We start from the raw sequence: 26,707 nt of genomic DNA on the forward strand, positions 1-26,707 counted from the left end.
TGCTACAGCCGGGAATGACAAAGTTTGTGATCGCCGCGCTGCTCGCCATGCTGCATGCCATGGCTCCGGTCGCCGCGCAGACGTCTGAAGCACAGCCCAAGCCGCCCGTGACCGATCGCGAGCAGGTGCAAGCCGACCGCGCGAAAGCTGCTGCCGAGGAAAAGAACGCGCCGACCACGCGTCCATGGGACAGAGATGCCAACGGCAAACGTCCCTGGGAAAGGTCATCCGTCACCAAGTAGCGCGTCGCGTGTGACCACAACCACGCGCGTCTGTTCGCGCCGTTCTCAGCCCCGTCCGCGATAGGGCGCGACGCCTTGCTCCGGCACCCACAGGCCCTTGGGCACGCGGCCGGTCTGCCAGAACACGTCGATCGGAATGCCGCCGCGCGGATACCAATAGCCGCCGATGCGCAGCCATTTCGGTTTGATCTCGCTGGCGATGCGCTTGCCGATCATCACGGTGCAGTCCTCGTGGAAGGCGCCATGGTTGCGGAAGCTCGCGATGTAGAGTTTTAGCGATTTCGACTCCAGCAGCCACGGGCCCGGCGCATAGTCGATCATCAGATGCGCGAAATCCGGCTGGCCCGTGACCGGGCAGAGCGAGGTGAATTCCGGCACGGTGAAGCGGACGAGATAATCGGTGCCCTTTTGTGGATTGGGCACGCGGTCGAGCTGGGCGTCTTCCGGTGTGTGCGGCCACTCGACCGCACGGCCGAGCTGGAGGGATTTCTTCGCCGATGTCTTCGCCGATGTCTTGGCCATTGTGTCGTCACATCCTGTTTCGATGCCGGGATGGACGCAAATGCCGCTGTCGTCAACCGGCAGCGATGGTCTGGATCATGACGATCCGGTCGTTGCCGGACTCGCAGCCCCAGAGCTCGCCCGGCCGGCCGTCGAGCTGGCGCACATTGGCATTGGCCTTGTCGCTGGCGAACACGTTGAACGTCTCTGTCGCGGGATCGAAGCGCACGATGGCGTTCGCGGAGAAGTCGGTCAGCCAGACCTTGTCCTTGTCGTCGACATAGACCGCGTAGGGGCGGGGACGATCGCCCGGCAGCTTCCACGTCTTCCACGACGCAGCGGCGGGATCGTGCACCGAGACGTGGCCGCTATTCCACTCGCTGACCCAGATCCGGCTCTTCGAATCCGACCACACCCGCCGCGAGCCCTGGCCTGGCGTCGGCGGCTCGACAACGCTGGCGCTGCCCGTCGCCAGATCGATCTTGGCGATATGGCTACCGGCGAGCGAGGCGTACCAGACATCGCCTTGCGGGGTGACAGTGATGCCGTAGGGACCGACGCCTTTGGGTGCCTTGAACACATTCACCTCGCCCGATCTCGGCGCGAGGCGGCCGTAATAGCCGGACTGGCCGGTGAACCAGTAGGTGCCTTGCTTGTCGAACACGCCGGTGTTGAGATTGGCGGCAGCGAACTTCTCGGGCAGGCGGAACAGGGTGACCTTGAGATCGGAAGGATCGACCCGTGCGATCGCGTTCTGGCCGCCCTCGGTAATCCAGGGCGCGCCATCCGGGCCGATGGTCACGCCATGGGGAGCTGCGCCCTGACCGAGGCTGACCGTCTTGATACCGCCATCCCGACGATCGAGCCTGCCGAGCAGGCCCTTGCCCTGTGCGGTGAACCAGACCGAACCGTCAGGGGCGGGCGCCAGATCGTGCAGGCCGATGCCGGCGCTGACCGGGAAGTATTTTGTCCGGAACGGGCCTTCCTGGGCAAAAGATGGGCGGGCCGCCAACAGGGCGGCGCTCGATGCAAGAAACTGGCGTCGATTCATGGCGTTACCCCGACTGCTTGAGATTGAGGTTGGACGCGCAGATCAGTCGGGTTCAAGCTTAGCCCCGGCCGCTTCGCGCGTCAGGCGAAGCCCGCCGTCCAAGCGTTCACATTTGCTTGCGGCCCGTGTAAGACCCGCGGCACCGATCAGCCCTAACGAACGGAAGTGCACATCATGACCGCCATTATCGACATCATCGGCCGCGAAATCCTCGATAGCCGGGGCAATCCCACCGTCGAGGTCGATGTCGTGCTGGAAGATGGCGCGCTCGGCCGCGCTGCCGTGCCCTCCGGCGCATCGACGGGTGCCCATGAGGCCGTGGAACTGCGAGACGGCGACAAGGCCCGCTATCTCGGCAAGGGCGTCACCAAGGCCGTCGGCGCCGTCAACGGCGAGATCTTCGAGGCCCTGAGCGGCCTCGATGTCGAGCAGCAGGCCCAGATCGACCAGATCATGATCGACCTCGACGGCACCGCGAACAAAAGCCGGCTGGGCGCCAACGCCATCCTTGGCGTCTCGCTCGCCTGCGCCAAGGCGGCCGCGAACTCGCTCGACATGCCGCTCTACCGTTACGTCGGCGGCACCTCGGCGCGCCTGCTGCCGGTGCCGATGATGAACATCATCAATGGCGGCGTGCATGCCGACAACCCGATCGACTTCCAGGAATTCATGATCCTCCCCGTCGGCGCCTCGTCCTTTGCCGAGGGCCTGCGCTACGGCGCGGAAGTCTTCCACACGCTGAAGTCGGAGCTCAAGAAGGCCGGCCACAACACCAATGTCGGCGATGAGGGCGGCTTTGCCCCGAACCTGCCGTCGGCCGACGCCGCGCTCGAGTTTGTCATGAACGCGATCGGCAAGGCCGGCTTCAAGGCGGGCAGCGACATCGTGCTCGGCCTCGACTGCGCCTCGACCGAGTTCTTCAAGGACGGTAAGTACGTCTATGAGGGCGAGGGCAAGACCCGCTCGATCTCCGAGCAGGCCAAGTACCTCGGCGACCTCGTCTCGCGCTATCCGATCGTCACGATCGAGGACGGCATGTCGGAAGACGACATGGACGGCTGGAAGGAGCTCACCGACCTCATCGGCAAGAAGTGCCAGCTGGTCGGCGACGACCTCTTCGTCACCAACGTCAAGCGCCTCGCCGACGGCATCAAGACCGGCCGCGCCAACTCGATCCTGATCAAGGTCAACCAGATCGGCACGCTGACCGAGACGCTCGCCGCCGTCGAGATGGCGCACAAGGCCGGATACACCTCGGTGATGTCGCACCGCTCGGGCGAGACCGAGGATTCCACCATCGCCGACCTCGCGGTTGCCACGAACTGCGGTCAGATCAAGACCGGCTCCCTTGCACGTTCGGATCGCACCGCCAAATACAACCAGCTCCTGCGCATCGAGCAGCAGCTCGGCAAGCAGGCGCTCTACGGCGGCAAGGCGGCATTGAAGGCGCTGGCATAGGCCAGCGTCACCGCGCGAAGAACAAGGACAGGGGAGGATCGACATGAGCGACGGCAAGACCGGACTGCAACTGCGTTCGCTGTTGAAGAAGAGCGGCGAGCTGGAATTGTCCCTCGTGAATGTCCCGACGCCGGAGCCTGCCGACGACGAGGTCGTGGTTCGCGTTGAGGCGACGCCGATCAACCCCTCCGACCTCGGGCTGCTGATCGGGCCGGCCGACATGTCGGCCGCGAAGGCCTCCGGCACCAAGGAGATGCCGGTCATCACCGCAACGATGCCGGAGGCGGCGATGCGGATGATGGGAGCCCGGCTCGATCAGTCGCTGCCGGTCGGCAACGAGGGCGCCGGCACGGTGATCGGGGCCGGATCGTCGGACGCGGCGAAAGCGCTGATGGGCAAGACCGTGTCGATGATCGGCGGCGCGATGTACACGCAATATCGCGTGCTGAAGGTCCGCGACGTCATGGAGCTGCCGGCGGGCACCACGGCTGCCGACGGCGCGTCCTGGTTCGTCAATCCGCTGACCGCGCTCGGCATGACCGAGACGATGCGGCGGGAGAACCACAAGGCGCTGGTGCACACCGCGGCGGCGTCCAATCTCGGCCAAATGCTCAACAAGATCTGCATCAAGGACGGCATCGGGCTCGTCAACATCGTCAGGAGCAAGGAGCAGGCCGACATCCTGCACAAGATCGGCGCCAAGCACGTCGTGGATTCCAGCGCGCCCAGTTTCACGGACGATCTCACCAATGCGCTGGTCGAGACCGGCGCCACGATCGCCTTCGACGCGATCGGCGGCGGCAAGCTGGCGAGCCAGATCCTGACCGCCATGGAGGTTGCGGCCAACAAGACCGCTAAGGAATACAGCCGCTACGGCTCCAACGTGTACAAGCAGGTCTATATCTACGGCAGCCTGGACAATCGGCCGACCGAATTGAGCCGGTCGTTCGGCCTGACCTGGGGCGTCGGCGGCTGGCTGCTCACGCCGTTCCTCCAGAAGATCGGTCCGGCCGAGATCGGCCGCCTGCGCCAGCGCGTCGCGTCCGAGCTCAAGACCACCTTCGCCAGCCACTACACCAAGGTGGTGTCGCTGACCGAGGTGCTCGATCCCGCCAACATCGCGGTGTACGCCAAACGCGCCACCGGCGAAAAATTCCTCATCAACCCAAATAAATAATCGTGATCTGCGACGGCAGGTCACCGCAAGAAGGTCTTGCCTTCTGAGCCCAGCGGCGGATTATTCCGCCGCTATCGAATGCGGAAAACCGCAAGGGCTCAGAAGGGGACATTTCCATGACCGATCTCAATCGCCGTCATCTGCTCGCTGGCGCGGCCGCCCTCGGGGCGGCTGCCGCGACCGGGCTTGGACCGACCACCGCCAAGGCCGCAGTGCCGCCAGCCGGGACGCAGGCGCCGGGCTTCTATCGCTACAAGGTCGGCGCTTTCGAGTGCACCTCGATCAATGACGGTGCGCGCACCTTCCCGATGCCGGACAAGTTTGTCGCCAATCTGTCGAAGGACGAAGCGCTGGCGGCGGGCGAGGCGGCCTACATGCCGAAGGGCATGGTCACGGTGCCGTTCAACCCGCAACTCATCAACACCGGCTCCAAGCTGGTCCTGATCGACACCGGCAACGGCATTGCGAATTTCGAGGCGAGCAAGGGCGCGGTCGGCCGCACGCTGCAAAATCTCCAGGCCGCCGGCGTCGATCCGAAGAACATCGACATGGTGCTGCTCTCGCATCTGCACCCCGATCACACCAACGGCATCCGCCTCGCTGACGGCGCGCTCGCATTTCCCAATGCCGAGATCATGGTGCCGGGCAAGGACTGGGAGTTCTGGACCAGCGAGGCGAACGCCGGCAAGGCCGAGTCCAATCCGATGATGAAGAACTACTTCGCCAACGTGAAGAAGACCTTCGCCGGTCTGGAGTCCAAGGTCACAAAGTACGAGTGGGGCAAGGAGGTCGCGCCGGGCATCACCTCGATCGCAACCCCGGGCCACACGCCGGGCCACACCTCGTTCGCGGTTGCCTCGGGCGATGCGAAGGTGCTGATCCAGTCCGACGTCACCAACATCCCGGAATTCTTCCTGCGCAATCCCGACTGGCACGTGATGTTCGATGCCGACGCCGCGCTGGCGCAGGAGACGCGCCACAAGTTCTACGACATGGCGGCCGCGGAGAAGGCGACCGTGATCGGCTTCCACTTCACGTTCCCGTCGGTCGGCCATGTCGAGAAGGACGGCGCGAAGTATCGCCTGATCCCGTCGGCGTGGAATCCGACGATCTGAGTTACTTCGAGGTCCGCGCGAATGTCAGGCCGCCCCAGGGCGGCCTGATTGTTTTGGTTCGTAGCCCGGAATACGCTTCGCTCTATCCGGGCTGCCGGCCCAACCATCTGCTTTCGCGAAACACAGCGTTTCCAAATCGGGCCGGTTCATGCACTTGCATCCATCGGTCCAGATCGCTTAAGTGCCGACGGCACTTTTCCCTCAAGGTTTCAAGGACACCTCATGGCCTACAACATCGTCACGATCGCCGGCAGCCTGCGCAAGGAGAGCTTTTCGCTGAAGATCGCCAACGCGCTCGCCAAGCTTGCGCCTGATACGCTCAAGCTCGAGGTGATCACGCCGGCGGGCATCTCGTTCTTCAACCAGGACCTCGAGGGTGCGCCGCCCGCGGACTGGCTGGCCTTCCGCGACAAGCTGCAGAAATCGAACGGCGTCCTGTTCGTCACCCCCGAATACAACCGCTCGATCCCGGGCGTTCTCAAGAACGCCATCGACGTCGCCTCGCGCCCCTATGGCAAGAGCTCGCTCCTCGGCAAGCCGGTCGGCATCATCTCGAACTCGCCGGGACCGCTCGGCGGCGTCAGCGCGGCCAAGCATCTGCAGAACATCCTGCCGGGCATTTCCGGTCCGCTGCTGCAGCAGCCGGAAATCTACCTCAACGCCGTCGGCGATGCGTTTGACGCGAACGGCAACCTGACCAAGGACTCCCTGAAGACGGTGCTGCAGCAGTACATCGACGCCTTCGGCGCGCACGTGGCGAAGAACCAGGGCTGAGGCTGGTGGTGTCGTTCCGGGGCGATGCGAAGCATCGACCCCGGAATGCCTCGCTTACCTGAATTAGCACTCCCTTAACCAACTTGACCCATCTTCCCAAGATGGTCTCTCGCGCGCGCCTGAAATCGATCCTGACCGGACTTGCCCTCTACGCGATGGCGGTCGCCATCGTCGGCTATTTCGGCGTCAACGCCTATACCGGCAAATATGGCCTCAACGCGCGCCAGGAGCTCGACCAGGAAATCATCGCGCTGACCAGCGAGCTGGCCCAGCTCAAGCGCGAGCGCGCCAGGAGCGAGCAGCGGGTGTCGCTGTTGCGGTCCGAGCGGATCGACCCCGACATGCTGGACGAGCGGGCGCGTTTCCAGCTCGACTATGTCAATCCGCGCGATCTCGTTCGGATGATCCCGGCGAAGTAGCGCGTTCCGCGAGCTTCGAAACCGACGGCGAAAGCCGCTCCCGAAATCCGGCTCCTCCTTCGAAGGTCGTAATTTCGGAACCGCAAGTTGCCTTGACGGCAGCCCGGCGGCGGGCTCATGGCTTCTGCGACGCTCACTGAAGTTGACGAAGATCAAACAGGCGGCGCGGGCACGTCATAGTCTGTCATCGGAGGAAACTGTGATGAATGGGTCGATGCCCCGCCATCACGCGGCCCGTGTCGAGGCCGCCATTGCGTCAGGCCAGGCGGCACGATCCGCGCTTGTGGCCTCGTGGCGCCGTTCGTCCAGATTGCATCATCTCGATCCCGGAGGCCGCACCTCGCCGATGCGGCTGACCGAAGCCGAGTTGCACCAGGCGCGCGAGCGCATCGCGCCGCTGCTGGCCGCCGCGCAAGGCGCGATGGACCGGCTCTATCAGGCGGTCGGCGCGAGCGGCTGCTGCGTGCTGCTTGCCGACGGCGAGGGCGTGCCGGTCGATCGTCGCGGCACGCCGGCGGACGACGCAACGTTTCAGTCCTGGGGCCTGTGGACCGGTGCGCTCTGGAGCGAGGAGCACGAGGGCACCAACGGCATCGGCACCTGCCTTGTGGAGCAGCGTCCGCTCACCATCGACCGCGACCAGCATTTCTTCGCCCGCAACACGCTGTTGAGCTGCTCCGCCGTTCCGATCTACGACCATGTGGCGGCGCTGGCGGGCGTGCTCGACGTCTCCTCCTGCCGGGCCGACCGGACCGATGCGTTTTCCAGTCTGATCGCGCTTGCGGCGGGCGAGGCGGCCAAGCGGATCGAAGCCGATCTGTTCCGCAGGGCCTTTGCCCATGCCCGCATCGTGCTGACGCAAGCTGCGGACGGCCAATGCGGAGGCCTTGTCGCGGTCGATGCGGACGACCTCGTGATCGGCGCGACCCGCTCCGCCCGGGTGGCGCTCGGAATTGCCCCTGGCCGGGCCTTGCAGCCGGTGCCCGCGGCCGATCTGCTCGGCGGCGATACCGCGCGCGATCATCTTGCCGGCGGTCAGCGCGGCGTGGTGCAACGGGCGTTGCTCCGTGCCGGCGGTAACGTCTCGGCGGCCGCCAAGGCCCTCGGCGTCAGCCGGGCCACGCTGCACAGAAAGCTCAAGCGGTTCGAGCTGAACCACTGAGCCTGCTTAGCTTCCAATCGTCACGGGCTATCTTCCCAATAACGCCGTGGAATCTGCGAGCGCTCAATCTCGCGCTGCCTCGCCCCACGACTGTCGCAGAACTGCGACAGGTCGGCTCCGCCATCGCTTCCGCCTGGGCTGACAGAAATCGCCTCCCGGATCATCGTCCGCGCAAGTCGCGATCACGCGACGAATTGCGCAAACAGCAATCAACGGGAGTGATCAATGAACAAGGTCGAATTTCTCAGCGTCACCAAAGTCCCCTTTGCCGAACGCTATGACAATTTCATCGGCGGCAAGTTCGTCGCGCCGAAGTCCGGCAAATATTTCGACAATGCCTCGCCGGTGACCGGCCAGGTCGTCTGCAAGATCGCGCGCTCCGACGCGCAGGACATCGAGGCCGCGCTCGATGCGGCGCATGCGGCCAAGGGCGCCTGGGGACGGACCAGCGTCGTGGAACGCGCGATCGTCCTCAACAAGATCGCCGATCGCATGGAAGAGAACCTCGAGCGTCTCGCTATTGCCGAGACCTGGGATAACGGCAAGCCGATCCGTGAGACCCGCGCCGCCGACATCCCGCTCGCCATTGATCACTTCCGCTATTTCGCCGGCGTCGTCCGCGCCCAGGAAGGCTCCATCGGCGAGATCGATCACGACACCATCGCCTATCATTTCCACGAGCCGCTCGGCGTGGTCGGCCAGATCATCCCCTGGAACTTCCCGCTGCTGATGGCCTGCTGGAAGCTCGCGCCCGCGCTCGCCGCCGGCAATTGCGTGGTGCTCAAGCCCGCCGAGCAGACCCCGGCCTCGATCATGGTCTGGGCCGAGATCATCGCCGATATCCTGCCGCCCGGCGTGCTCAACATCGTCAACGGCTTCGGCCTCGAGGCCGGCAAGCCGCTGGCCTCCAGCCCGCGCATCGCCAAGATCGCCTTCACCGGCGAGACCTCGACGGGCCGGCTGATCATGCAATATGCCAGCCAGAACCTCATTCCGGTGACGCTGGAGCTCGGCGGCAAGTCGCCGAACATCTTCTTCAAGGACGTCACCGCCGAGGACGACGATTACTTCGACAAGGCGATCGAAGGCTTCGTGATGTTCGCGCTGAATCAGGGCGAGGTCTGCACCTGTCCGAGCCGCGCGCTGGTTCACGCCGACATCTATGACCGCTTCATGGAGCGGGCCTTGAAGCGCGTCGCCGCGATCAAGCAGGGCGATCCGCGCGATGCCACCACCATGATCGGCGCGCAGGCGTCGGGCGAGCAGCTGGCGAAGATCCTGTCCTACATCGACATCGGCAAGCAGGAGGGCGCCAAGTTGCTGGCGGGCGGCGGACGTGCCGAGCTCGGCGGCGATCTCGCCGGCGGCTTCTACGTCAAGCCGACTGTGTTCGAGGGCCACAACAAGATGCGGATCTTCCAGGAGGAGATCTTCGGGCCCGTGGTCTCGGTCACGACCTTCAAGAACGACGACGAGGCGCTCGAGATCGCCAACGACACGCTGTACGGCCTCGGGGCCGGCGTCTGGAGCCGCGATGCCAACCGCTGCTACCGCTTCGGCCGGGCGATCCAGGCCGGCCGGGTCTGGACCAACTGCTACCACGCCTATCCCGCCCATGCGGCGTTCGGCGGCTACAAGCAGTCAGGCGTCGGTCGCGAGACCCACAAGATGATGCTCGATCATTATCAGCAGACCAAGAATCTCCTGGTCAGCTACAGCCCGAAGAAGCTCGGCTTCTTCTGATCGGATGGCCGGAGAGGGCGGCGCCATGTCCGGCGCCGTCCGCTCCGACGACCGGGCCAGCATGGCCCATAGTTCTTGATCCGGCCACGAAGCCGCACGCACTGCGTCGCGCGTAGATTTGTTGCCCGATCAGCGCCAAAGATTTTCCAATATTTCGACCACGTTGCAGTGCGGCATAATGAAAGTCGTGCCATGTCGCCGCGGTGCTTTCCAAGGGCGTTTGAGTTGGGTTAGAGAGGGCGTGAGTTTTCTCTGACCCGGAATTCCTATGGCCGCACCCAAGAAAGCCGCCGCAAGCACTCCACAGGACAAGACCGACGGCGGTTCGCCTCCGGAATTCACCAGGGAGCAGGAGCTCAAGGCGCTCCGCGACATGCTCCTGATCCGGCGGTTCGAAGAAAAGGCCGGCCAGCTCTACGGCATGGGCGCGATCGGCGGCTTCTGCCACCTCTATATCGGCCAGGAGGCCGTCGTGGTCGGCATGCAGATGGCCCTGAAGCAGGGCGATCAGGTCATCACCGGCTATCGCGATCACGGCCACATGCTCGCCACCGGCATGGATGCCAACGGCGTCATGGCCGAGCTCACGGGCCGCCGCGGCGGCTATTCCAAGGGCAAGGGCGGCTCCATGCACATGTTCAGCAAGGAGAAGCACTTTTACGGCGGCCACGGCATCGTCGGCGCCCAGGTCTCGCTCGGCACCGGTCTCGCCTTCGCCAATCATTACCGCAGCAACGACAATGTCAGCGTCACCTATTTCGGCGACGGTGCGGCCAATCAGGGCCAGGTCTATGAGAGCTTCAACATGGCGGAGCTCTGGAAGCTGCCGGTGATCTACGTCATCGAGAACAATCGCTACGCCATGGGCACCTCGGTCTCGCGCGCCTCGGCGCAGCAGGATTTCTCCAAGCGCGGCGTGTCCTTCAACATCCCCGGCAAGCAGGTCGACGGCATGGACGTCCGCGCCGTGAAGGCCGCCGGCGACGAAGCCGCCGCCTGGTGCCGCGCCGGCAAGGGCCCCTACATCCTGGAGATGCAGACCTACCGCTATCGCGGCCACTCGATGTCCGACCCCGCAAAATATCGCACACGTGAGGAGGTCGAGAAGGTCCGCCACGATCAGGACCCGATCGAGCAGGTGCGCAACCGCCTCCTGGCCGCGAAGGTCAGCGAGGCCGATCTCAAGGCGATAGACGCCGAGGTGCGCGACATCGTCAATGCGTCCGCCGATTTCGCCCAGCATGATCCCGAGCCGGATGCCGCCGAGCTCTGGACCGACGTTTACCGCTGAACGCGCGCAAGCTTTCTCTTGGAGTCGATATGCCAATTCAAGTGCTGATGCCCGCGTTGTCGCCCACGATGGAGAAGGGCAACCTCGCCAAATGGCTGAAGAAAGAGGGCGAGACGATCAAATCGGGCGACGTCATCGCCGAGATCGAGACCGATAAGGCGACGATGGAGGTCGAGGCGACCGACGAGGGGACGCTCGGCAAGATCCTGATCCCCGAGGGAACCGCCGACGTCGCCGTGAACACGCCGATCGCGACCATTCTCGCCGACGGCGAGAGCGCGGCCGATCTTGCCAAGGCGCCCGCGCCGGCTGCGAAGGCGGCCGAGTCTGCGCCGCCTGCTGCCGCAAAGGCCGAAGCGCCTGCGCCGAAGGCTGCGCCGGCGCCGCAGGCCGTCGCTGAACCCGATCCGGAAGTGCCCGCGGGCACCGAGATGATCACGCAGACCATCCGCGAAGCGCTGCGCGATGCCATGGCCGAAGAAATGCGCCGCGATGCGGATGTCTTCGTGATGGGCGAGGAGGTCGCCGAATATCAGGGCGCCTACAAGGTCACCCAAGGCTTGCTCCAGGAGTTCGGCGCCAAGCGCGTCATCGACACCCCGATCACCGAGCACGGCTTTGCCGGCGTCGGCGTCGGCGCCGCGATGACCGGCCTCAAGCCGATCGTCGAGTTCATGACCTTCAACTTCGCCATGCAGGCGATCGACCAGATCATCAACTCCGCGGCCAAGACGCTCTATATGTCCGGCGGCCAGATGGGTTGCTCGATCGTGTTCCGCGGGCCGAACGGCGCGGCCGCGCGCGTCGCCGCCCAGCACAGCCAGGATTATTCGGCCTGGTACTCCAACGTGCCCGGCCTCAAGGTCGTCGCGCCGTTCTCGGCGGCTGACTACAAGGGCCTGCTCAAGGCCGCGATCCGCGATCCCAACCCGGTGATCTTCCTCGAGAACGAGGTGCTCTACGGCCACACCGGCGAAGTGCCGAAGCTCGACGATTTCATCATTCCGATCGGCAAGGCGCGCATCGTGCGCTCCGGCAGCCACGTCACCATCATCTCCTGGTCGAACGGCATGACCTATGCGCTGAAGGCCGCCGACGAGCTCGCCAAGGAGGGCATCGAGGCCGAGGTGATCGACCTGCGCACGCTGCGCCCCATGGACACCGAGACCATCATCAATTCGGTGAAGAAGACCGGTCGTGCCGTCACGGTGGAAGAGGGCTGGGCGCAGAGCGGCGTCGGCGCCGAGATCGCCGCGCGCATCATGGAGAACGCCTTCGATTATCTGGATGCGCCGGTCGCGCGCGTCTCCGGCAAGGACGTGCCGATGCCTTATGCCGCCAATCTGGAGAAGCTCGCGCTGCCCTCGGCGGCTGAAGTCGTCGAAGCCGCCAAAGCCGTCTGCTACAGGTAGGCCATGGCGGGCCCGAAGGAGCAGCCACTGCCGCCCGACGTCATGACCCGCGACGACGCGGTCGAGATCCTGCGCGTGTTCGTGCTGGACGGCGGGCTGTCGATGGCGTTCCAGCGGGCCTTCGAAGAGCCCGACATGTGGGGCCTGCTGCTCGTCGATCTCGCCCGCCACGCCGCGCGCGCCTATGCGCGCGAGAGCGAATACACCGAGGAAGACGCGCTCAGCCGGATCCTGGAGATGTTCCAGGCCGAGATCGAGCGTCCCACCGACACCGGCACCACGACGCCGCGCGGCAAGGGGCACTGACCGTGGCAGTCGAAGCCCACCATTTCGATTTCATGCTGGAGGCGATCCGCGAAGCCGAGGCCTCGATCGCGCAGGGCGGCCTGCCGATCGGCGCCGTGCTGACGCGCGAGGGCAAGGTCATCGCCCGCGGCCACAACAACCGCGTGCAGGAAAAGAACGTGATCCTGCACGGCGAGATGAGCTGCCTGCGCGAAGCCGGGGTGATCTCGTTCCACGACACGATCATGTACACCACGCTGTCGCCATGCTCGATGTGTGCCGGCGCGCTCGCGTTGTTCAAGGTCAAGCTTGTCGTGATCGGCGAATCCGTCACCTTCGAGGGCTCCAAAGATATCCTCGACAAGTTCGGCATCCCCTGGATCGACCTTGCCGACGAGCGCTCCATCGCCATGATGAAGAATTGGCGTTCCAATCCCGCCAATGAGCGCCTGTGGCAGGGCGACATCGGCAACTAAACCTGGTCTGTTCGTCTTCGGCTGTCGAAGACGAATTTTTGCAAAGTTTGTCTTGAGGTCAGCATGCCCATCAACATCCTGATGCCCGCTCTCTCGCCGACGATGGAGAAGGGCAACCTCGCCAAATGGCTGAAGAAGGAAGGCGACAAGGTCAAATCCGGCGATGTCATCGCCGAGATCGAGACCGACAAGGCCACCATGGAGGTCGAGGCGATCGACGAGGGCACTATCGCCAAGATCCTGGTGCCCGAGGGCACGCAGGACGTCCCGGTCAACGACGTGATCGCGGTGCTCGCCGGTGAGGGCGAGGACGTCAAGGCGGCCGGTAGCGCCAAGCCCAGCGCTTCGGCCGCACCACCGAAAGCAGAGAAGCCCGCTGAAGCTCCGGCTGCTGCTGCGGCTCCCGCGCCGGCAGCGCCGAAGGCCGCACCGCCGCCCGCCGCCGCACCCGCGCCGCAGCCGGCACCGGCCGCGCAGAGCAACGGCCATGGCGGCCGCGCGTTCTCCTCTCCGCTGGCGCGACGTCTCGCCAAGGAAGCAGGCATCGATGTCGGTATGGTCACCGGCACCGGTCCGCACGGCCGCGTGGTCGCCCGCGACGTCGAGCAGGCCAAGTCCGGCAAGGGCCTCAAAGCCCCCGCCGCAGCGCCGTCCGGCGCGCCCTCGATCGCGCCCACCATGTCGGACAAGCAGATCCTGTCGCTGTTCGAGCCCGGCTCCTACGACATCGTCCCGCATGACGGCATGCGCCGCACCATTGCGCAGCGCCTGACCGCGTCGATCCAGAATGTCCCGCACTTCTACCTGACAATCGACTGCGACATCGGCAAGCTGCTGGCCGCGCGCGAGGAGATCAACGCGGCTGCGCCCAAGGACAAGGAGAAGAAGCCGCTCTACAAGATCTCGGTCAACGACTTCGTCATCAAGGCGATGGCGGTCGCGCTGCAGAAGATCCCGAACTGCAACGTCAGCTGGACCGAAAGCGGCATGGTCAAGCACCACCATTCCGACGTCGGCGTCGCCGTGGCGATGCCGGGCGGCCTGATCACGCCGATCATCCGGAAAGCGGAGACCAAGACGCTCTCCACCATCTCCAACGAGATGAAGGATTTTGCCGCGCGCGCTCGCTCCCGCAAATTGAAGCCCGAGGAATATCAGGGCGGCACCACCGCCGTCTCCAACCTCGGCATGTACGGCATCAGCCACTTCACCGCCGTGATCAACCCGCCGCATGCGACCATCCTCGCGGTCGGAACCAGCGAGGAGCGGCCTGTGGTGCGCGGCGGCAAGATCGAGATCGCGCACATGATGAGCGTGACTTTGTCGTGCGATCACCGCGCGATCGACGGCGCGCTCGGCGCCGAGCTGATCGGCGCGTTCAAGCAGCTGATCGAAAACCCTGTGATGATGATGGTCTGACGGGGAGGCGCAGGGTGAATGCGAACGCGCTGGCCCTGGATCTCCCTGTTGCTCTCGGCCGCGCTTGCGCTCAATCCAGTCGGGCTCGATATTCTGCATTCCGCGTTCTTTGCCGGCGAGCAGCTGGCAAGGAGCATCGGCCAGGCGGTCGTCATGATTGCGCTGGCCATCATGGCCGGCGCGATCCTGCTCGAATGGCTGGTCCGGGTTTTGATTTTCAGGCGCCGCGCCCGCGGTGCGTCCACGTGAGTTGAACGGGAGCCGCCATGGCCGATACATCCTTCGACATCATCATCATCGGCTCCGGTCCGGGCGGCTATGTCACCGCGATCCGCGCCGCTCAGCTTGGCTTCAAGGTCGCGATCGTCGAAAAATCCTATCTGGGCGGCATCTGCCTGAACTGGGGCTGCATCCCGACCAAGGCGCTGCTGCGTTCGGCCGAGATCTACCATTACATGCAGCACGCCAAGGATTACGGCCTGTCGGCGGAGAAGGTCTCGTTCGACCCGAAGGCCGTGGTGCAGCGCTCGCGCGGGGTCTCCAAGCGCCTGAACGACGGCGTCGGCTTCCTGATGAAGAAGAACAAGGTGAGCGTGATCTGGGGCGCGGCCTCGATCGACGCGCCCGGCAAGGTCACGGTGAAGAAGTCCGACGTCGAGGGCCCCAAGGGTTCGCTGGGCGAGGGGACCTATCAGGCCAAGCACATCATCGTCGCGACCGGTGCGCGGCCGCGCGTGCTGCCGGGGCTCGAGCCCGACAAGAAGCTGATCTGGACCTATTTCGAGGCGATGGTGCCGGAGCGGATGCCGAAGTCGCTGCTGGTGGTCGGCTCGGGCGCGATCGGCATCGAGTTCGCCTCGTTCTTCCACACCATGGGCTCCGAGGTCACCGTGGTCGAGGTGCTGCCGCAGATCCTTCCCGTCGAGGACGCCGAGATCGCGGGCCTTGCGCGCAAGCGCCTGGAGAAGCAGGGCATCAAGATTATGTCCTCGACCAAGGTCACGAAGCTGGAGAAGAAGGCCGACAGCGTCGTCGCCACCATCGACGACGGCAAGGGCAAGCCTGTCACATCAGAGTTCGAGCGCGTGATCTCGGCGGTCGGCGTCGTCGGCAACATCGAGAATCTCGGCCTCGAAAAGCTCGGCGTCAAAACAGACCGCGGCTGCATCGTCATCGACGGTTACGGCAAGACCAACGTTCCCGGCATCTACGCCATCGGCGATGTCGCGGGACCGCCGATGCTCGCGCACAAGGCCGAGCATGAGGGCGTGATTTGCGTCGAGGCGATCAAGGGCCTGCATCCGCATCCCATGGACAAGAATATGATCCCGGGCTGCACCTATTGCCATCCGCAGGTCGCCTCGGTCGGCCTCACCGAAGCCAAGGCGAAAGAGAGCGGCCGCGAGATCCGCGTCGGCCGCTTCCCCTTCGTCGGCAACGGCAAGGCGATCGCGCTCGGCGAGGACCAAGGCCTGGTCAAGGTGATCTTCGACAAGAAGACCGGCCAGCTGCTCGGCGCCCACATGGTCGGCGCCGAGGTCACCGAGCTGATCCAGGGCTACGTCGTCGCCATGAATTTGGAGACGACGGAAGAGGAGCTGATGCACACGGTCTTCCCGCATCCCACCTTGTCGGAGATGATGAAGGAAGCCGTGCTGGATGCTTATGGACGGGTGCTGAATATCTGAGCGATTTCCGCTCGTCATGCGCGGGCTTGACCCGCGCATCCATCAAGCGAAGCGCTCTCAAGGATGGATTGCCGGGTCAAGCCCGGCAATGACGGACGCAGGAAACTGGCGAAACAAGGAAGAAGAAAGAAGCGAGCCATGCACGACAACGACAACCTCACCATCGAACGCCCGACCTTCGTCACCCATCTCGAATGCGCGATGGAGGGCGATCACTATGCGGCCGACCAGGTCCATAACCTCTCCAAGGCCGGCAAGCCGCTGCTGGTGCGCTACGACCTCGCCGGGGTGAAGAAGGCGCTGACCAAGGATGCGCTCGCCCAGCGGCCCGGCGACATGTGGCGCTACCGCGAGCTGCTGCCGGTGCGCAAATGCCAGGACATCGTCTCGCTCGGCGAAGTGACGACGCCGCTGATCCGGCTGCCCAAGCTCGGCAAGAAGCTCGGCGGCGGCGAGATCATCGTCAAGGACGAGGGACGGCTGCCGACCGGCTCGTTCAAGGCGCGCGGTCTCGTGATGGCGGTGTCGATGGGCAAGGCGCTCGGCATCAAGCACATGGCGATGCCGACCAACGGCAATGCCGGCGCGGCGCTGGCGGCCTATGCGACGTCCTGCGGCATCAAGACCACGATCTTCTGCCCGGCCGATACGCCGGAAGTGAACGTCAGCGAGATCGAGCTGCAGGGCGCAACCGTCTATCGCGTCAACGGCTATATCGACGATTGCGGCAAGATCGTCGGCGAGGGCAAGGCGAAAGTCGGCTGGTTCGACACCTCGACGCTGAAGGAGCCGTACCGCATCGAAGGCAAGAAGACGATGGGCCTCGAGCTCGCCGAGCAGCTCGGCTGGGACGTGCCCGACGTGATCTTCTATCCGACCGGCGGCGGCACCGGCCTGATCGGCATGTGGAAGGCGTTCGACGAGCTGGAGAAGATCGGCTTCATCGGCTCGAAGCGCCCGCGCATGGTCGCGGTGCAGGCCTCGGGCTGCGCGCCGATGGTGCGGGCTTACGAGGCCGGCACCGAGCATGCGACGCGCTGGGAGGATGCCCACACCATCGCCTCGGGCATTCGCGTGCCGCAGGCGATCGGCGATTTCCTCATCCTGCGTGCGGTGCGCGAGAGCAAGGGCTTTGCCATCGCGGTCGACGACGACAAGATCTCGGCGGCGCTGAACGAGGTCGCGCGCGAGGAGGGGCTCTTGCTGTGTCCGGAGGGCGCCGCCACCTACGCCGCCTACAAGGAGAGTCTTGCCGACGGCCGCGTCTCGAAGGGTGACCGCGTCATGCTGTTCAACTGCGCCACCGGCCTGAAATACCCGCTGCCGAAGGTCGACCGCACGCTCGACCGGCACAAGCCGATCGACTACACCCAATTCTAGCGCGGCAATACGCCACGAACGATCTCTCTTCCCGTCCGCGGGAAGAGCAAAAACAATAACGACATCGTTGGGGAGAAGACAATGACGAAGGCCGTCTGGGCTGCGCTGTTTGCTGTTCTCGCTGTTTCAGGCGCCGCGCGCGCCGATGACTATCCCACCCGTCCCATCACCATCATCGTGCCGTTCGCGGCGGGCGGCCCGTCGGATGCGATGGCGCGGGTGCTGGCCGAGCGGATGCGCACCTCGCTTGGCCAGGCCGTCGTGGTCGAGAACGTCACCGGCGCGGGCGGCTCGATCGGCGTCGGCCGCGCGGTGCAATCGCCGCCGGATGGCTACACGATCTCGTTCGGCCATCTCGGCACCCACGTCGCCAACGGCGCGGTCTACAAGCTCAAATACGATCTGGTCGCCGATCTCGAGCCGGTGGTGCTGCTGCCGAGCAATCCGATGATCGTCGTCAGCAAGAATGCGGTGCCCGCGACGTCTCTGAAAGAGCTTCTGGAGTGGCTGAAGTCGCGACCCTCGCCGCCGACGGCGGGCACCGCGGGTGCCGGCTCCGGCAGCCACATCGCCGGCGTCTATTTCGAGAGCGTCTCCGGCATCAAGCTGCAATACGTGCCGTATCGCGGCACGGCGCCCGCCCTGAACGATCTCATCGCCGGCCAGATCGACATCATCGTCGACCAGACCTCGAACTCCATCAATCAGGTTCGCGCCGGCACCATCCGCGCCTACGCCATCACCGACGACAAGCGCCTGTCCTCGGCACCGGAGATTCCGACCGCCGAGGAGGCGGGCCTGAAAGGCTTCAACATGACGCTATGGTCGGGTATGTGGGTGCCGAAGGGCACGCCGAAGGACATCGTGGCCAAGCTCAATGCCGCGGCCGTGGAGGCCCTGAACGATCCCGCCGTGAGGAAGCAGCTCGAAAGCCAGGGGCTGGAGATGACGCCGAAAGACCAGCTCACGCCCGAAGCGCTCGGCACCCGTCAGAAGGCCGAGATCGCAAAATGGTGGCCGATGATCAAGGCCGCGAACATCAAGGTCGATTGAGAGGTATGTTGGCCAGGCCAATATCGCTCAGCTGCCTCTCGAAGAGGACGTAAGATGAAGTTGAAGACCATGTTGGCGGCGTCACTGTGTTCGATCGCCGCAGCCGCCAACGCAGCGCCGCCCGGCACCAGCATTGCCGACGCTGCGCAGCTGCACCAGGAGTACACTGACGTCGTGATTGCGTCGGAGCAGTGTCCGGGTGTCATATTGGATATCAAGAAGTGGGATGGCGAAGTCCGCAAGCTGGGCGGACCCGGGGTGCTGAAGGCGTTCGACGTTTCGGAACAGGGCGGAGCGTGGCGCGACAAGCGATACGACGAGTTCAAGGCGAACCCTGCCAAGCAGTGCGCCGAAGCGTTGGAGACCTACGGCCCCAAGGGCATGGGTCTGCTCCAGAGGAAGTGACACCTGCACCCAAGCGTCGTGCCGGCGATCCCACCGACAAGGCGGATTGAGCGCTTCGCCGGCGCCGCATCACATCGTGGCGTCACCGGGGCCCGACAGGGCCGTCTCCAGGCATTGAAGCAGGGTTGGCGTTGAGAACGGCTTGGCGAGAAAGCAGGTCGCACCGGCCTTCTGCGCGCGGTCGCGCACGGCCTCGTCCGGAAAAGCCGTCATGAAGATGAAGGGCGTGATGCGCCCGTGCCTGCGCATATGCGTCAACAGCTCGACGCCGCTCATCACCGACATCTGCACGTCCGCGATCACGCAGGAGGTCGTCTCCAGTTCGGCGGATTGGAGAAATTCATGAGCGGAGCCAAAGGTGTAGACCGTGTATCCGCGCGACGTCAGGAGGTTGTTCGTCGCCAGGCGAACGGAGGCATCGTCGTCAATGACGGAAATGATCGAAGGCGCTGGCAATATGATCGCTCCTGAACGGCGAGCCGCCTGCCGCGGTTCAGCCGCCCGAGGGAAAGTGGGCCACCGGAGCGAGCTTGGAAAGCATACTTAGGTTTGCAAATGACCCCTGCCGCGCGGGATTCCGAGCGCGTCCGTCATTCTGACGAGATCGGCGAGCGACTTCGCCCCCATCTTCCGCATGATCTGCCCACGATAGATTTTCACGGTGATCTCGGCCAATCCAAGCTGGGCGGCGACCTGCTTGTTCATCAGCCCGGATGCAACCAGGGCCAGGACGTCGCGCTCGCGTGCCGTCAGCGCCTCGAAACGCGATCGCATGCCCGAGATCGACTTCTCCGCATCGCGGCGCTTGCGATCTCTCTCGATCGCCGCCTGCACCGCATCCAGCATGTCCTGGTCGCGCACCGGCTTGGTCAGAAAATCGACGGCGCCGCTTTTCATGGCTCTCACGGTCATAGGGATATCGCCATGACCGGTGATGAAGATGATGGGCGTGTGAATATTGGCCTTGGCGAGGTCGGCCTGGAGGTCGAGGCCGCTCGAGCCCGGCAGGCGGATGTCGAGCACGAGGCAACTGGGGACCGCGGGCGGTTTGGCTTCCATGATCTCCGCCGCCGAGCTGAAGGCTTCGACCTTGAGACCGACGGATTGAAAGAGATTGGTGAGCGCACGTCGCATCGACGGATCATCATCCACGATCAGTACGATCGGATCGCCGGCGCTCGGGCCGCCCTGCTTGGCATGGTCGGTCACGACGTGTCCTTGTGCGACAAGGGCAGGGCGATCTGGAATGTCGCACCGCGTCCCTCGTTTTGAAAGGCGGAAAGCCGGCCTGCGTGAGCCTCGATGATCGATCGGCAGATCGAGAGTCCCATGCCCAGACCGCCGGATTTCGTCGTGAAGAAGGGGCTGAAGATGCGCTCCTTGACGTCTTTGCCGAGACCGACACCGCGGTCCGTCACGGTGAGGAGCAGGCGGTCGTCGTCATCAGCACGACACGAGCGGATCGCCAGTTCCCGCGGACGATCGACATTGGCTTGCATGGCCTCGATGCCGTTCATCACGAGGTTGATCAGCACCTGCTGGAGCTGGATCCGGTCGCCGCAAACCTGAGGCAGGTCGGACGCCAACTCCATGCGCACCGACACCCCATGGGTCGCGAGCTCGCGCCGAACGAGCGCCACCGCCTCCCTGACGACCTGGTTGATGTCGAGTGCAACGACTTCGATTTCGGTCTTCTTCGCAAGCGCCCTGATCCGGCGGATCACCTCGCTCGCGCGATTGGCGTCCTCGACAATCCATTCGGCGGAACGGCGCGCGGCTTTCAGATCGGCCGGTTCGCGGTCGAGCCAGGCGATGCAGGCGTCCGCGTTGGAGATCACCGCAGCAAGCGGCTGGGTGATTTCGTGGGCAATCGAGGTGGTGAGTTCGCCGAGCGTCGTGACGCGCGTGACGTGGGCGAGCTCGCCTTGTGCCTTGCGCAGCGCCTCTTCCGCCTGCTCGACGCGGATCGCCGCCGTGATGTCGCTGCTGACGCCGCGATAGCCGAGAAAATTGCCATTCGCGTCGTGAAACGGCTTGCCGCTGGTGCGCACGTAGATGGGAGATCCGTTGCGATCCTTGCTGCGGTAGATCAGATCGCGGAACGGAACGTGGGCATCGAGCGCCGCGCGATGCTGCTCCCATTTCTCCGGCTCGAGCTCGGCATCGGGTGGAATGTCCCAGCGGGGCAGGCCGATCACGCCCGTCGGCGGAGCGCTGGAGCTATCGGCATGTTCCGATATCCTGGTGATGCGGTGGTCCGGCCCGGTCTCCCAGAACCAGTCCGATGCGGTCTCGGCGTAGTCGCGGAATCGCTGCTCGGATGCCTTGAGCTCGTCGAATGCCTTGTGCAGCGCATCTTTCGCCGCGATTTGCTCGGTGACGTCCACGTGCGTACCGATGATTTCCATCACCTCGCCGTCGCTGCCCATCACGGGATGGCCCTCGCTGTGGATGCGCCTGATCGCACCGTCGGGGCGCGCGATCCGGAAGTCGACCTGGAAGGGCTGCTTCTGCCGAACCGCTTCACGCTCGACCTCGATAATCCGCCGAAAGTCCTCCGGCAGGATACGTTGCTGAAAAGCCTTGGCCGGGATATCGGTCTGGTCCGGCTCAAACCCGAACAGGCGGTAGAGCTCAGCCGATCGGTAGGCGAACTCCTGGCGATGAACGTCCCAGGCCCAGCTGCTGGTTTGGCTGAGGCGCTGGGCTTCGGTCAAATAGGCTTCGCTGCGCCGCAGCCTCTGTTCGGCTTCCTTGGCCATCGTGACGTCGGTCACCGCCCCGACGAACTCGATGCGCCCGGATGGATGTCGAACCGCGCGCGCCACGGAATGCAGATATTTGACCGACCCGTCGGGCATCAGCAGGCGATATTGGTGGTCGAAATCCTCCGCCAGGCGGTAGGCCCGTTCGAGGGTGCTGCGGACCGTATCGCGATCTTCCGGATGGATGCGCTGGAAGACGAAGCCCAGGCTCGGCTTGGTCGCCGGATCACACTGGAAGATGCGGAAGGTCTCCCTCGACCAGACGGCTTCGCCGGTCGCAAAGTTCAAGCCGAAGCTGCCGGTGTGACTCAGTTCCTGGGCCTGGGCGAGGTAGGCCTCGCTCTGCCGCAGCGCATCCTCCGCTTCCTTGCGCTGGGTGATGTTCTCGCAGGCGACCAGCAGGATCGGCGTGCCGTCGCCGCGCAGCATCACCTTGGCGTTTTCCCGGACCCAAAGCACCGACCCGTCCTTCCGGAACTTGCGAATCTCCCAAGTATGCGACTGGTCCACGGTCGTCAGGCACAAGGCGACGCATTGACGAACGAAGTCGCGGTCTTCCTCGAAGAAGACGTTCAGCACGGATTGGCCGATCAGTTCGTCCGTCGTGTAGCCCAGCTGGGCGGCGCCGAACGTATTGACGTTGAGCACCGTTCCGGCGGGATCGACCATGAAGTACATGACGGGATTGTGCTCGAACACCTCGCGCCATTGCTTCACGGCATCACGCAGGTCGGAATTCTGCCGCGAGGCGTCTACGACGGCGGGGCCGTCCTTCTCGCCGTTGCCGAATGATCGAAGCGCCGCAAGGCCGCCGAGCAGGAATTGTGCGGCCGAACTCCCGATTTTCGTGATCTGGCCAGGCATCATCGCAATTGCCCCGGCTCGCTGGCGTCCAAGGTGAGTAGAGCACTTTGCCATTACAGGGGCAATTGCCTCCGACCAAAGTCGGATTGTCGGCAAAACTCCCGATTGCCGTGCAGCCTGCGCGCATTGCGCCGTCACGTTGCGCAGGTGAGCGGAAGTCCGCAAAACCACGGCACAAACCTACGTATAGCTCGTACAACCCTAGTTCTAGCGTGAATTTACCTCCGTACAATTGAGCGGTGCGTTGCAAGGAGCCTAGTCTTGCGGCCAATCGAGAGAAGTCGATTGCGGAGCACAAATTGCCGAAAAGCTCGGCGTGTTGCACCCGAAGAACCAGGCTCTGCGTCCGTTGCCCCGACTTGCCGCATGATTTGGCGGTCGCGATTGAGAAGCCGCATTTTCCGTGACGACCGTGGCGCCTCCTGCCTTTTGCGCAGGAGGAGGCCAGGACCCCAGAGGTCAAGAGGAGAGGATCATGTGCGATAGCCCCGACGACTCCGAGCGCCGTCTCGAGTCCAAAAGCTGCGCCCTCTGTGCCGGGAAGTTTGGCTTGATCCGATACTACTCCTGGCGGACGCCGCTCTGCTCGCGGAAATGCCTCGACCGGTTCAGGGCACGTCGCGAACGCGACCGCCGCTGGCTGTTCCAATGTCAGGTGGCATGAGGATCGGCCGCCGCACCTAACCCGTCAGGTTCATTTTCTCGTCCGGAGGCTGTGAGTTGAACCGAGGCTGCAAGCTCCTGTTGGCGATCACGCTGCCGCTTCCGCTGGCAACGGGCTTGAAGGCCGAGGACGCTGGACGGGATGGATCGCATCGTCACCATCCGCCTCAGGATCAAGCGCTGCACGAGAAGTTCTATTCGAACTGGCGCATGCCGGACAATCCGGTTCTGAGCTGCTGCAACAATGCGGATTGCTACCCGACCGAGATACGCTACGTCGAAGGCAAGATCTACGCCCGGCGCCGGGAAGACGGGAAAAACATCCTGATCCCGTCCCAGAAGGTCGAGCGCAACAGGGACAATCCCGACGGCCGCAACCATATCTGCGCGCCGCCGCCGGCCGCCTCTCTGGTCGATACGGTCTACTGCTTCGCGCTGGGAGGTGCCACGTGAGATTCATATTGGTGAACGGCAGAACCCCGTTCCGCAAGACGTCGTGTCTGTGGTGCTGCGAGGAGATCGACGGTGGCTATCTGCGCGATGCCAGGACGCTGCTGCGCTACTGCGGCTACGAGTGCTACGCAATTCACCAGGAAGCGGCGCCGTTGATCCAGGAGCGTACGCGCGCGGCGTCCTGAGCAGACAGGCAGGAAAGAGGCGAGGACACGGCATTGAGATTCATGCTCGTCAATCAGGAACATCCCCGCCACGGCGCGGCCTGCAGCGCATGCGCCCGGCCGCTGGGTTCGAGTTACGTCCGGCAGGTGTCCAGGCAAGAGCGGTATTGCGGCTACGATTGCTACCGCCAGCAGACGGCCATGGACGTGCTGTGGCCTTACCGCAGCGCGATCGAGACGGTCGCGGTGCTGACGGCCATCACGAGCTGGAGCTGGATGATGCAGATGGGCGCGCTCTCGCGCTCATTGGCTGAGGCATATCTGCGCGTGCACAACCTTCGAACCCTGGAAGGAGGTGACGGCTAGCCTCACGATGCCGGCCGCGCAGATCCGTCGGCCGCAGTTCCCGCGTCCAGCTTCGCGCCGCGTCCAGCCCCGGCGGTCGCGAGGCTAGCGCGATGGGGCTGCGGCCGATGCCGTTGGTTCCGCGCTCACTTCGTGCGTCGTGACGCGCTGCTCGGATTTCGCGGCAATCATGCCGCTGCCCTCGAACCTTGCGCGGTAGACCAGCACGTTCTCGATCACGCGCTGGACGTAGTTGCGCGTCTCCGACAGCGGGATGCGCTCGACCCAGTCGACCGGATCGACATTGGGATCCCTGGGGTCGCCGCGGGCCTGCACCCATTCGCGCACCCGGCCACGGCCGGCATTGTAGCCGGCGAAGGTCATGATCTGGTTGCCGCGATATTCCGACAACAGCGCGCTGAGCTCGGCCGCGCCCATCTGCGTGTTGTAGACGGGATCGGAGACCATCTTGTCCCAGTCATAGGTCAGGCCGAAACGCTTGGCGGTATCGCGTCCCGCTTCCGGCGTCACCTGCATCAGCCCGACCGCGTTGGCGGCCGACTTGTCGCGCTGGTCGAACGAGCTTTCGGTGCGCGCCACCGAATAGATCACGCTGGTCTCGATCGCAGGCGCGACCTGCCGGTGCTCGGGGATGCCGATGGTCGGAAACGCGTAATGGTCGAGCGCGAGCCCGCGCGCCAGCGCCGTCTTGCCGATCTCCAACATGACGCGCGCATCGCTGCGCCGTCCGGCGAGCTCGCCGAGCGCTTCCAGCGCGGTGACGTCGGTGCTCTCCTTGGCGAAATCCTCGGCGTAGTAGAACACCATGTCGCGCTCGCCGATGCCGTAGAGCATGTCGGCGGCACGCACGCGCTCGTCCGTGGGCGGCGTATCGGCGGCGGCCAGGACGGGCGAGGGCGGGCGCAGCTCGATGCGGTCGAGGCCGAGCTTTGCACGGGCGAGCTGGCCGTAATAGGCGGTCGGATAGCGCGATGCCGCCCGATAGCTCATGCGCGCATCGGCCACGGCACCCATCGCCTCGGCGGCGCGGCCACGCCAGTAATGGGCGCGCGACAGCGCGATCGGATTGGCCGAGCCTTCGTCGATGGCGGCGAAGTGCACCATCGCCGTCCTGGGATCGTCGAGGAAGCGCAGCGCGATCCAGCCGCACATGAAGTGGTAGTCGACGCGGTAGACTTCCTTCTCCGGCACAGCCGCGGTGCGCACCACGTCGTAGGCGGTCTTCGCCTTGCCCTGGTCGAGCAGCTTGCGCGCAAGCAGGCGGCGCTCACGCCACCAGGCATCGGTATCCTGCGCCGCCATGGTCTCGGGCGCGGCCGCCAGGATCACCTCGGCGGCATCGTCGATGCGATCCTTCTGCAGGTGCCATTGCGCGCGGCACAGCACATAGCCGAGATCGCGGCGTGCATCGGTCGCCACGTCGTCGAGATGATCCTTGGCCTTGCTGGCCTTGCCGGTCACGGCGGCGCAGGCCTTGACGATCGCGAGCGCATCCTCGCCGAGCCGTTTTGCGGCGCGCCGGGCGCCGGCGTAGTCCTTGGCGCCGAGCCGCCTGTCCATGCGGGCGCGATGATCGTCCGCAGTCAGGAGATCGCGGAACGCCTCGTAGGAATCCTCCTCGCTGCGCTCGGACAATTCGTCCGTGCGCCAGGCCTCGCGCACCAGCCGCGTGGCCCGGTCGGTATCGCCTTCGGCGAGCAGCACGCGGGCGAGCGCGAACTTGCCCTTGGCGCTGATCGGACGGTCCATGGTGAATTTGTGCACGGTGGCCGCATCGCTCTTCTCCTGCCACAGCCGCGCCTCGGCGCGGCGGCGCAGCAGGGTGCGGCTCGGCCAGTCCGGATTGGCGGCGAGGAAGGCGGCGTAGCGCTTGAAATTCGCCGTGCTCTCGGAATGGCGCAGCATGAACCAGTCGGCGAGCTTCTGCCCCGCGGGATCGGCAATGCGATCGCGCGCCGCGCTTGCGTCCTCGGTCTTGCCCTTGCGCGCGAGGTCGATTGCGTCCTTCAGCGCGGCGAGGTCGCCGGTCAGTGGCGGCAACGCCGGTTTGCTGGACGGCTCGTCGCTACTCTTCGACTTGCGCTTGGCCTCGGCAGGCTTGCCATTTGCTTGCTTGACATGCCGCGCCTTGCCGCTAGCTGCATGACGCGGCTTGCCGGCTTTGGCCTCATGCGACTTCTTCGGCGCGGACGATTTGTGACTGCTCTTCGCCGCGAGCTCGGTGGGAAGGAGGGCCAATGCGGCCACGGCAACGACACACGCGAGCGAGCGTAGGCACTGGTTCATTCCATGGTCCCCCTGCGAAACCATTACAAACCAAGGTCCGCGACGACATGCGGCTTGAGAATCAAAGACGACGGCAAACGATGCCACGGCATCGT

The 26,707-nt window shown here is 64.7% G+C and carries 27 protein-coding genes; 21 read left to right on the forward strand and 6 right to left on the reverse strand.

All coding sequences use genetic code 11. The annotated features are described in order from the left end of the window. The first annotated feature begins 14 nt into the window (after window positions 1-14). Window positions 15-242 (forward strand): hypothetical protein, encoded by a 228-nt coding sequence (locus ML401_RS15995; RefSeq protein ID WP_285812433.1) that lies wholly within the window; start codon window positions 15-17, stop codon window positions 240-242. Window positions 243-287: 45 nt separating this feature from the next. Here ML401_RS15995 and queF read toward each other — a convergent pair whose 3' ends face one another. Both queF and ML401_RS16005 read right to left on the reverse strand, forming a co-directional pair. After that, window positions 288-764: a preQ(1) synthase gene (gene queF / locus ML401_RS16000; protein WP_211416874.1), complete on the reverse strand. Its 477-nt coding sequence runs from the start codon at window positions 762-764 to the stop codon at window positions 288-290. Between the two features lie 52 nt (window positions 765-816). Further along, window positions 817-1,794 carry a lyase gene (locus ML401_RS16005; RefSeq protein WP_285812434.1) on the reverse strand — a complete coding sequence of 326 codons (978 nt, stop codon included), beginning with the start codon at window positions 1,792-1,794 and terminating at the stop codon, window positions 817-819. A gap of 174 nt (window positions 1,795-1,968) precedes the next feature. Between ML401_RS16005 and eno the strand changes: the two genes are divergently transcribed. The 17 genes from eno (at window position 1,969) to ML401_RS16090 (ending at window position 19,051) form a co-directional block, all read left to right on the forward strand. Continuing rightward, entirely contained in the window at window positions 1,969-3,252 is a 1,284-nt protein-coding gene (gene eno / locus ML401_RS16010) for a phosphopyruvate hydratase (protein WP_063194677.1), read from the forward strand. A gap of 43 nt (window positions 3,253-3,295) precedes the next feature. Continuing rightward, window positions 3,296-4,429 carry a zinc-binding dehydrogenase gene (locus ML401_RS16015; protein ID WP_194407942.1) on the forward strand — a complete coding sequence of 378 codons (1,134 nt, stop codon included), beginning with the start codon at window positions 3,296-3,298 and terminating at the stop codon, window positions 4,427-4,429. Between the two features lie 116 nt (window positions 4,430-4,545). Then, window positions 4,546-5,544: an MBL fold metallo-hydrolase gene (locus tag ML401_RS16020; protein WP_285812435.1), complete on the forward strand. Its 999-nt coding sequence runs from the start codon at window positions 4,546-4,548 to the stop codon at window positions 5,542-5,544. Between the two features lie 222 nt (window positions 5,545-5,766). Further along, complete coding sequence (locus tag ML401_RS16025) at window positions 5,767-6,318, forward strand: NADPH-dependent FMN reductase (protein ID WP_285812436.1); 552 nt, start codon at window positions 5,767-5,769, stop codon at window positions 6,316-6,318. 101 nt (window positions 6,319-6,419) lie between these two features. After that, entirely contained in the window at window positions 6,420-6,737 is a 318-nt protein-coding gene (locus tag ML401_RS16030) for a septum formation initiator family protein (protein WP_211417488.1), read from the forward strand. Between the two features lie 202 nt (window positions 6,738-6,939). Continuing rightward, window positions 6,940-7,899: a GAF domain-containing protein gene (locus ML401_RS16035; protein WP_285812437.1), complete on the forward strand. Its 960-nt coding sequence runs from the start codon at window positions 6,940-6,942 to the stop codon at window positions 7,897-7,899. Window positions 7,900-8,124: 225 nt separating this feature from the next. Further along, window positions 8,125-9,642 carry an aldehyde dehydrogenase gene (gene adh, locus ML401_RS16040; protein WP_285812438.1) on the forward strand — a complete coding sequence of 506 codons (1,518 nt, stop codon included), beginning with the start codon at window positions 8,125-8,127 and terminating at the stop codon, window positions 9,640-9,642. Between the two features lie 268 nt (window positions 9,643-9,910). Further along, window positions 9,911-10,933: a pyruvate dehydrogenase (acetyl-transferring) E1 component subunit alpha gene (gene pdhA, locus ML401_RS16045; RefSeq protein ID WP_211416879.1), complete on the forward strand. Its 1,023-nt coding sequence runs from the start codon at window positions 9,911-9,913 to the stop codon at window positions 10,931-10,933. A gap of 29 nt (window positions 10,934-10,962) precedes the next feature. Then, a complete protein-coding gene (locus ML401_RS16050; RefSeq protein ID WP_194407948.1) occupies window positions 10,963-12,345 on the forward strand; it encodes a pyruvate dehydrogenase complex E1 component subunit beta in 1,383 nt (460 codons plus the stop codon). A gap of 3 nt (window positions 12,346-12,348) precedes the next feature. After that, window positions 12,349-12,651, forward strand: coding sequence for a DUF5076 domain-containing protein (locus ML401_RS16055; protein WP_194407949.1), 303 nt, complete (start codon window positions 12,349-12,351; stop codon window positions 12,649-12,651). A gap of 2 nt (window positions 12,652-12,653) precedes the next feature. Next, window positions 12,654-13,106 (forward strand): nucleoside deaminase, encoded by a 453-nt coding sequence (locus ML401_RS16060; protein WP_259208148.1) that lies wholly within the window; start codon window positions 12,654-12,656, stop codon window positions 13,104-13,106. Between the two features lie 63 nt (window positions 13,107-13,169). After that, window positions 13,170-14,525, forward strand: coding sequence for a pyruvate dehydrogenase complex dihydrolipoamide acetyltransferase (locus ML401_RS16065; RefSeq protein WP_285812439.1), 1,356 nt, complete (start codon window positions 13,170-13,172; stop codon window positions 14,523-14,525). Between the two features lie 18 nt (window positions 14,526-14,543). Continuing rightward, window positions 14,544-14,774: a hypothetical protein gene (locus ML401_RS16070; protein ID WP_194407952.1), complete on the forward strand. Its 231-nt coding sequence runs from the start codon at window positions 14,544-14,546 to the stop codon at window positions 14,772-14,774. A 17-nt stretch (window positions 14,775-14,791) separates the two neighbouring features. After that, entirely contained in the window at window positions 14,792-16,213 is a 1,422-nt protein-coding gene (gene lpdA / locus ML401_RS16075) for a dihydrolipoyl dehydrogenase (protein WP_285812440.1), read from the forward strand. A gap of 138 nt (window positions 16,214-16,351) precedes the next feature. Further along, a complete protein-coding gene (locus tag ML401_RS16080) occupies window positions 16,352-17,593 on the forward strand; it encodes a threonine synthase (protein WP_212069107.1) in 1,242 nt (413 codons plus the stop codon). Window positions 17,594-17,674: 81 nt separating this feature from the next. Next, a complete protein-coding gene (locus ML401_RS16085) occupies window positions 17,675-18,646 on the forward strand; it encodes a tripartite tricarboxylate transporter substrate binding protein BugD (protein ID WP_212069106.1) in 972 nt (323 codons plus the stop codon). A gap of 54 nt (window positions 18,647-18,700) precedes the next feature. Further along, window positions 18,701-19,051 carry a hypothetical protein gene (locus tag ML401_RS16090; protein ID WP_212069105.1) on the forward strand — a complete coding sequence of 117 codons (351 nt, stop codon included), beginning with the start codon at window positions 18,701-18,703 and terminating at the stop codon, window positions 19,049-19,051. A gap of 69 nt (window positions 19,052-19,120) precedes the next feature. Here the strand turns inward: ML401_RS16090 and ML401_RS16095 are convergent, their stop codons facing one another. From ML401_RS16095 to ML401_RS16105, 3 genes are all read right to left on the reverse strand, one after another. Next, window positions 19,121-19,507: a response regulator transcription factor gene (locus tag ML401_RS16095; RefSeq protein ID WP_211416886.1), complete on the reverse strand. Its 387-nt coding sequence runs from the start codon at window positions 19,505-19,507 to the stop codon at window positions 19,121-19,123. An 87-nt stretch (window positions 19,508-19,594) separates the two neighbouring features. After that, the gene (locus ML401_RS16100; protein ID WP_212069104.1) at window positions 19,595-20,260 is read right to left on the reverse strand and encodes a response regulator transcription factor; all 666 of its coding nucleotides are present in this window, start codon (window positions 20,258-20,260) and stop codon (window positions 19,595-19,597) included. Next, window positions 20,257-22,683: a PAS domain S-box protein gene (locus tag ML401_RS16105; RefSeq protein ID WP_285812441.1), complete on the reverse strand. Its 2,427-nt coding sequence runs from the start codon at window positions 22,681-22,683 to the stop codon at window positions 20,257-20,259. The genes ML401_RS16100 and ML401_RS16105 overlap by 4 nt, the downstream gene beginning before the upstream one ends. A gap of 717 nt (window positions 22,684-23,400) precedes the next feature. Here ML401_RS16105 and ML401_RS16110 point away from each other — a divergent pair. The 3 genes from ML401_RS16110 to ML401_RS16120 are packed head-to-tail and all read left to right on the forward strand — an operon-like array spanning window position 23,401 to window position 24,326. Then, complete coding sequence (locus ML401_RS16110; protein WP_285812442.1) at window positions 23,401-23,796, forward strand: hypothetical protein; 396 nt, start codon at window positions 23,401-23,403, stop codon at window positions 23,794-23,796. Further along, window positions 23,793-23,981 carry a hypothetical protein gene (locus ML401_RS16115; protein WP_145665742.1) on the forward strand — a complete coding sequence of 63 codons (189 nt, stop codon included), beginning with the start codon at window positions 23,793-23,795 and terminating at the stop codon, window positions 23,979-23,981. The genes ML401_RS16110 and ML401_RS16115 overlap by 4 nt, the downstream gene beginning before the upstream one ends. A gap of 42 nt (window positions 23,982-24,023) precedes the next feature. After that, the gene (locus tag ML401_RS16120; protein WP_246776480.1) at window positions 24,024-24,326 is read left to right on the forward strand and encodes a hypothetical protein; all 303 of its coding nucleotides are present in this window, start codon (window positions 24,024-24,026) and stop codon (window positions 24,324-24,326) included. An 84-nt stretch (window positions 24,327-24,410) separates the two neighbouring features. Here ML401_RS16120 and ML401_RS16125 read toward each other — a convergent pair whose 3' ends face one another. Beyond that, window positions 24,411-26,612 (reverse strand): lytic transglycosylase domain-containing protein, encoded by a 2,202-nt coding sequence (locus ML401_RS16125; RefSeq protein ID WP_285812443.1) that lies wholly within the window; start codon window positions 26,610-26,612, stop codon window positions 24,411-24,413. Window positions 26,613-26,707: the final 95 nt, after the last annotated feature.

Source organism: Bradyrhizobium sp. 62B (assembly GCF_030272265.2).
In the GTDB taxonomy this organism is placed as follows: domain Bacteria; phylum Pseudomonadota; class Alphaproteobacteria; order Rhizobiales; family Xanthobacteraceae; genus Bradyrhizobium.

Bases quoted from the DNA above. Each gene is read 5' to 3' on its own strand.
- ML401_RS15995 (WP_285812433.1), top strand. From the start codon at position 15: ATGACAAAGTTTGTGATCGCCGCGCTGCTCGCCATGCTGCATGCCATG.
- queF (WP_211416874.1), bottom strand. From the start codon at position 764: ATGGCCAAGACATCGGCGAAGACATCGGCGAAGAAATCCCTCCAGCTC.
- ML401_RS16005 (WP_285812434.1), bottom strand. From the start codon at position 1,794: ATGAATCGACGCCAGTTTCTTGCATCGAGCGCCGCCCTGTTGGCGGCC.
- eno (WP_063194677.1), top strand. From the start codon at position 1,969: ATGACCGCCATTATCGACATCATCGGCCGCGAAATCCTCGATAGCCGG.
- ML401_RS16015 (WP_194407942.1), top strand. From the start codon at position 3,296: ATGAGCGACGGCAAGACCGGACTGCAACTGCGTTCGCTGTTGAAGAAG.
- ML401_RS16020 (WP_285812435.1), top strand. From the start codon at position 4,546: ATGACCGATCTCAATCGCCGTCATCTGCTCGCTGGCGCGGCCGCCCTC.
- ML401_RS16025 (WP_285812436.1), top strand. From the start codon at position 5,767: ATGGCCTACAACATCGTCACGATCGCCGGCAGCCTGCGCAAGGAGAGC.
- ML401_RS16030 (WP_211417488.1), top strand. From the start codon at position 6,420: ATGGTCTCTCGCGCGCGCCTGAAATCGATCCTGACCGGACTTGCCCTC.
- ML401_RS16035 (WP_285812437.1), top strand. From the start codon at position 6,940: ATGAATGGGTCGATGCCCCGCCATCACGCGGCCCGTGTCGAGGCCGCC.
- adh (WP_285812438.1), top strand. From the start codon at position 8,125: ATGAACAAGGTCGAATTTCTCAGCGTCACCAAAGTCCCCTTTGCCGAA.
- pdhA (WP_211416879.1), top strand. From the start codon at position 9,911: ATGGCCGCACCCAAGAAAGCCGCCGCAAGCACTCCACAGGACAAGACC.
- ML401_RS16050 (WP_194407948.1), top strand. From the start codon at position 10,963: ATGCCAATTCAAGTGCTGATGCCCGCGTTGTCGCCCACGATGGAGAAG.
- ML401_RS16055 (WP_194407949.1), top strand. From the start codon at position 12,349: ATGGCGGGCCCGAAGGAGCAGCCACTGCCGCCCGACGTCATGACCCGC.
- ML401_RS16065 (WP_285812439.1), top strand. From the start codon at position 13,170: ATGCCCATCAACATCCTGATGCCCGCTCTCTCGCCGACGATGGAGAAG.
- ML401_RS16070 (WP_194407952.1), top strand. From the start codon at position 14,544: ATGCGAACGCGCTGGCCCTGGATCTCCCTGTTGCTCTCGGCCGCGCTT.
- lpdA (WP_285812440.1), top strand. From the start codon at position 14,792: ATGGCCGATACATCCTTCGACATCATCATCATCGGCTCCGGTCCGGGC.
- ML401_RS16080 (WP_212069107.1), top strand. From the start codon at position 16,352: ATGCACGACAACGACAACCTCACCATCGAACGCCCGACCTTCGTCACC.
- ML401_RS16085 (WP_212069106.1), top strand. From the start codon at position 17,675: ATGACGAAGGCCGTCTGGGCTGCGCTGTTTGCTGTTCTCGCTGTTTCA.
- ML401_RS16090 (WP_212069105.1), top strand. From the start codon at position 18,701: ATGAAGTTGAAGACCATGTTGGCGGCGTCACTGTGTTCGATCGCCGCA.
- ML401_RS16105 (WP_285812441.1), bottom strand. From the start codon at position 22,683: ATGATGCCTGGCCAGATCACGAAAATCGGGAGTTCGGCCGCACAATTC.
- ML401_RS16120 (WP_246776480.1), top strand. From the start codon at position 24,024: ATGCTCGTCAATCAGGAACATCCCCGCCACGGCGCGGCCTGCAGCGCA.
- ML401_RS16125 (WP_285812443.1), bottom strand. From the start codon at position 26,612: ATGAACCAGTGCCTACGCTCGCTCGCGTGTGTCGTTGCCGTGGCCGCA.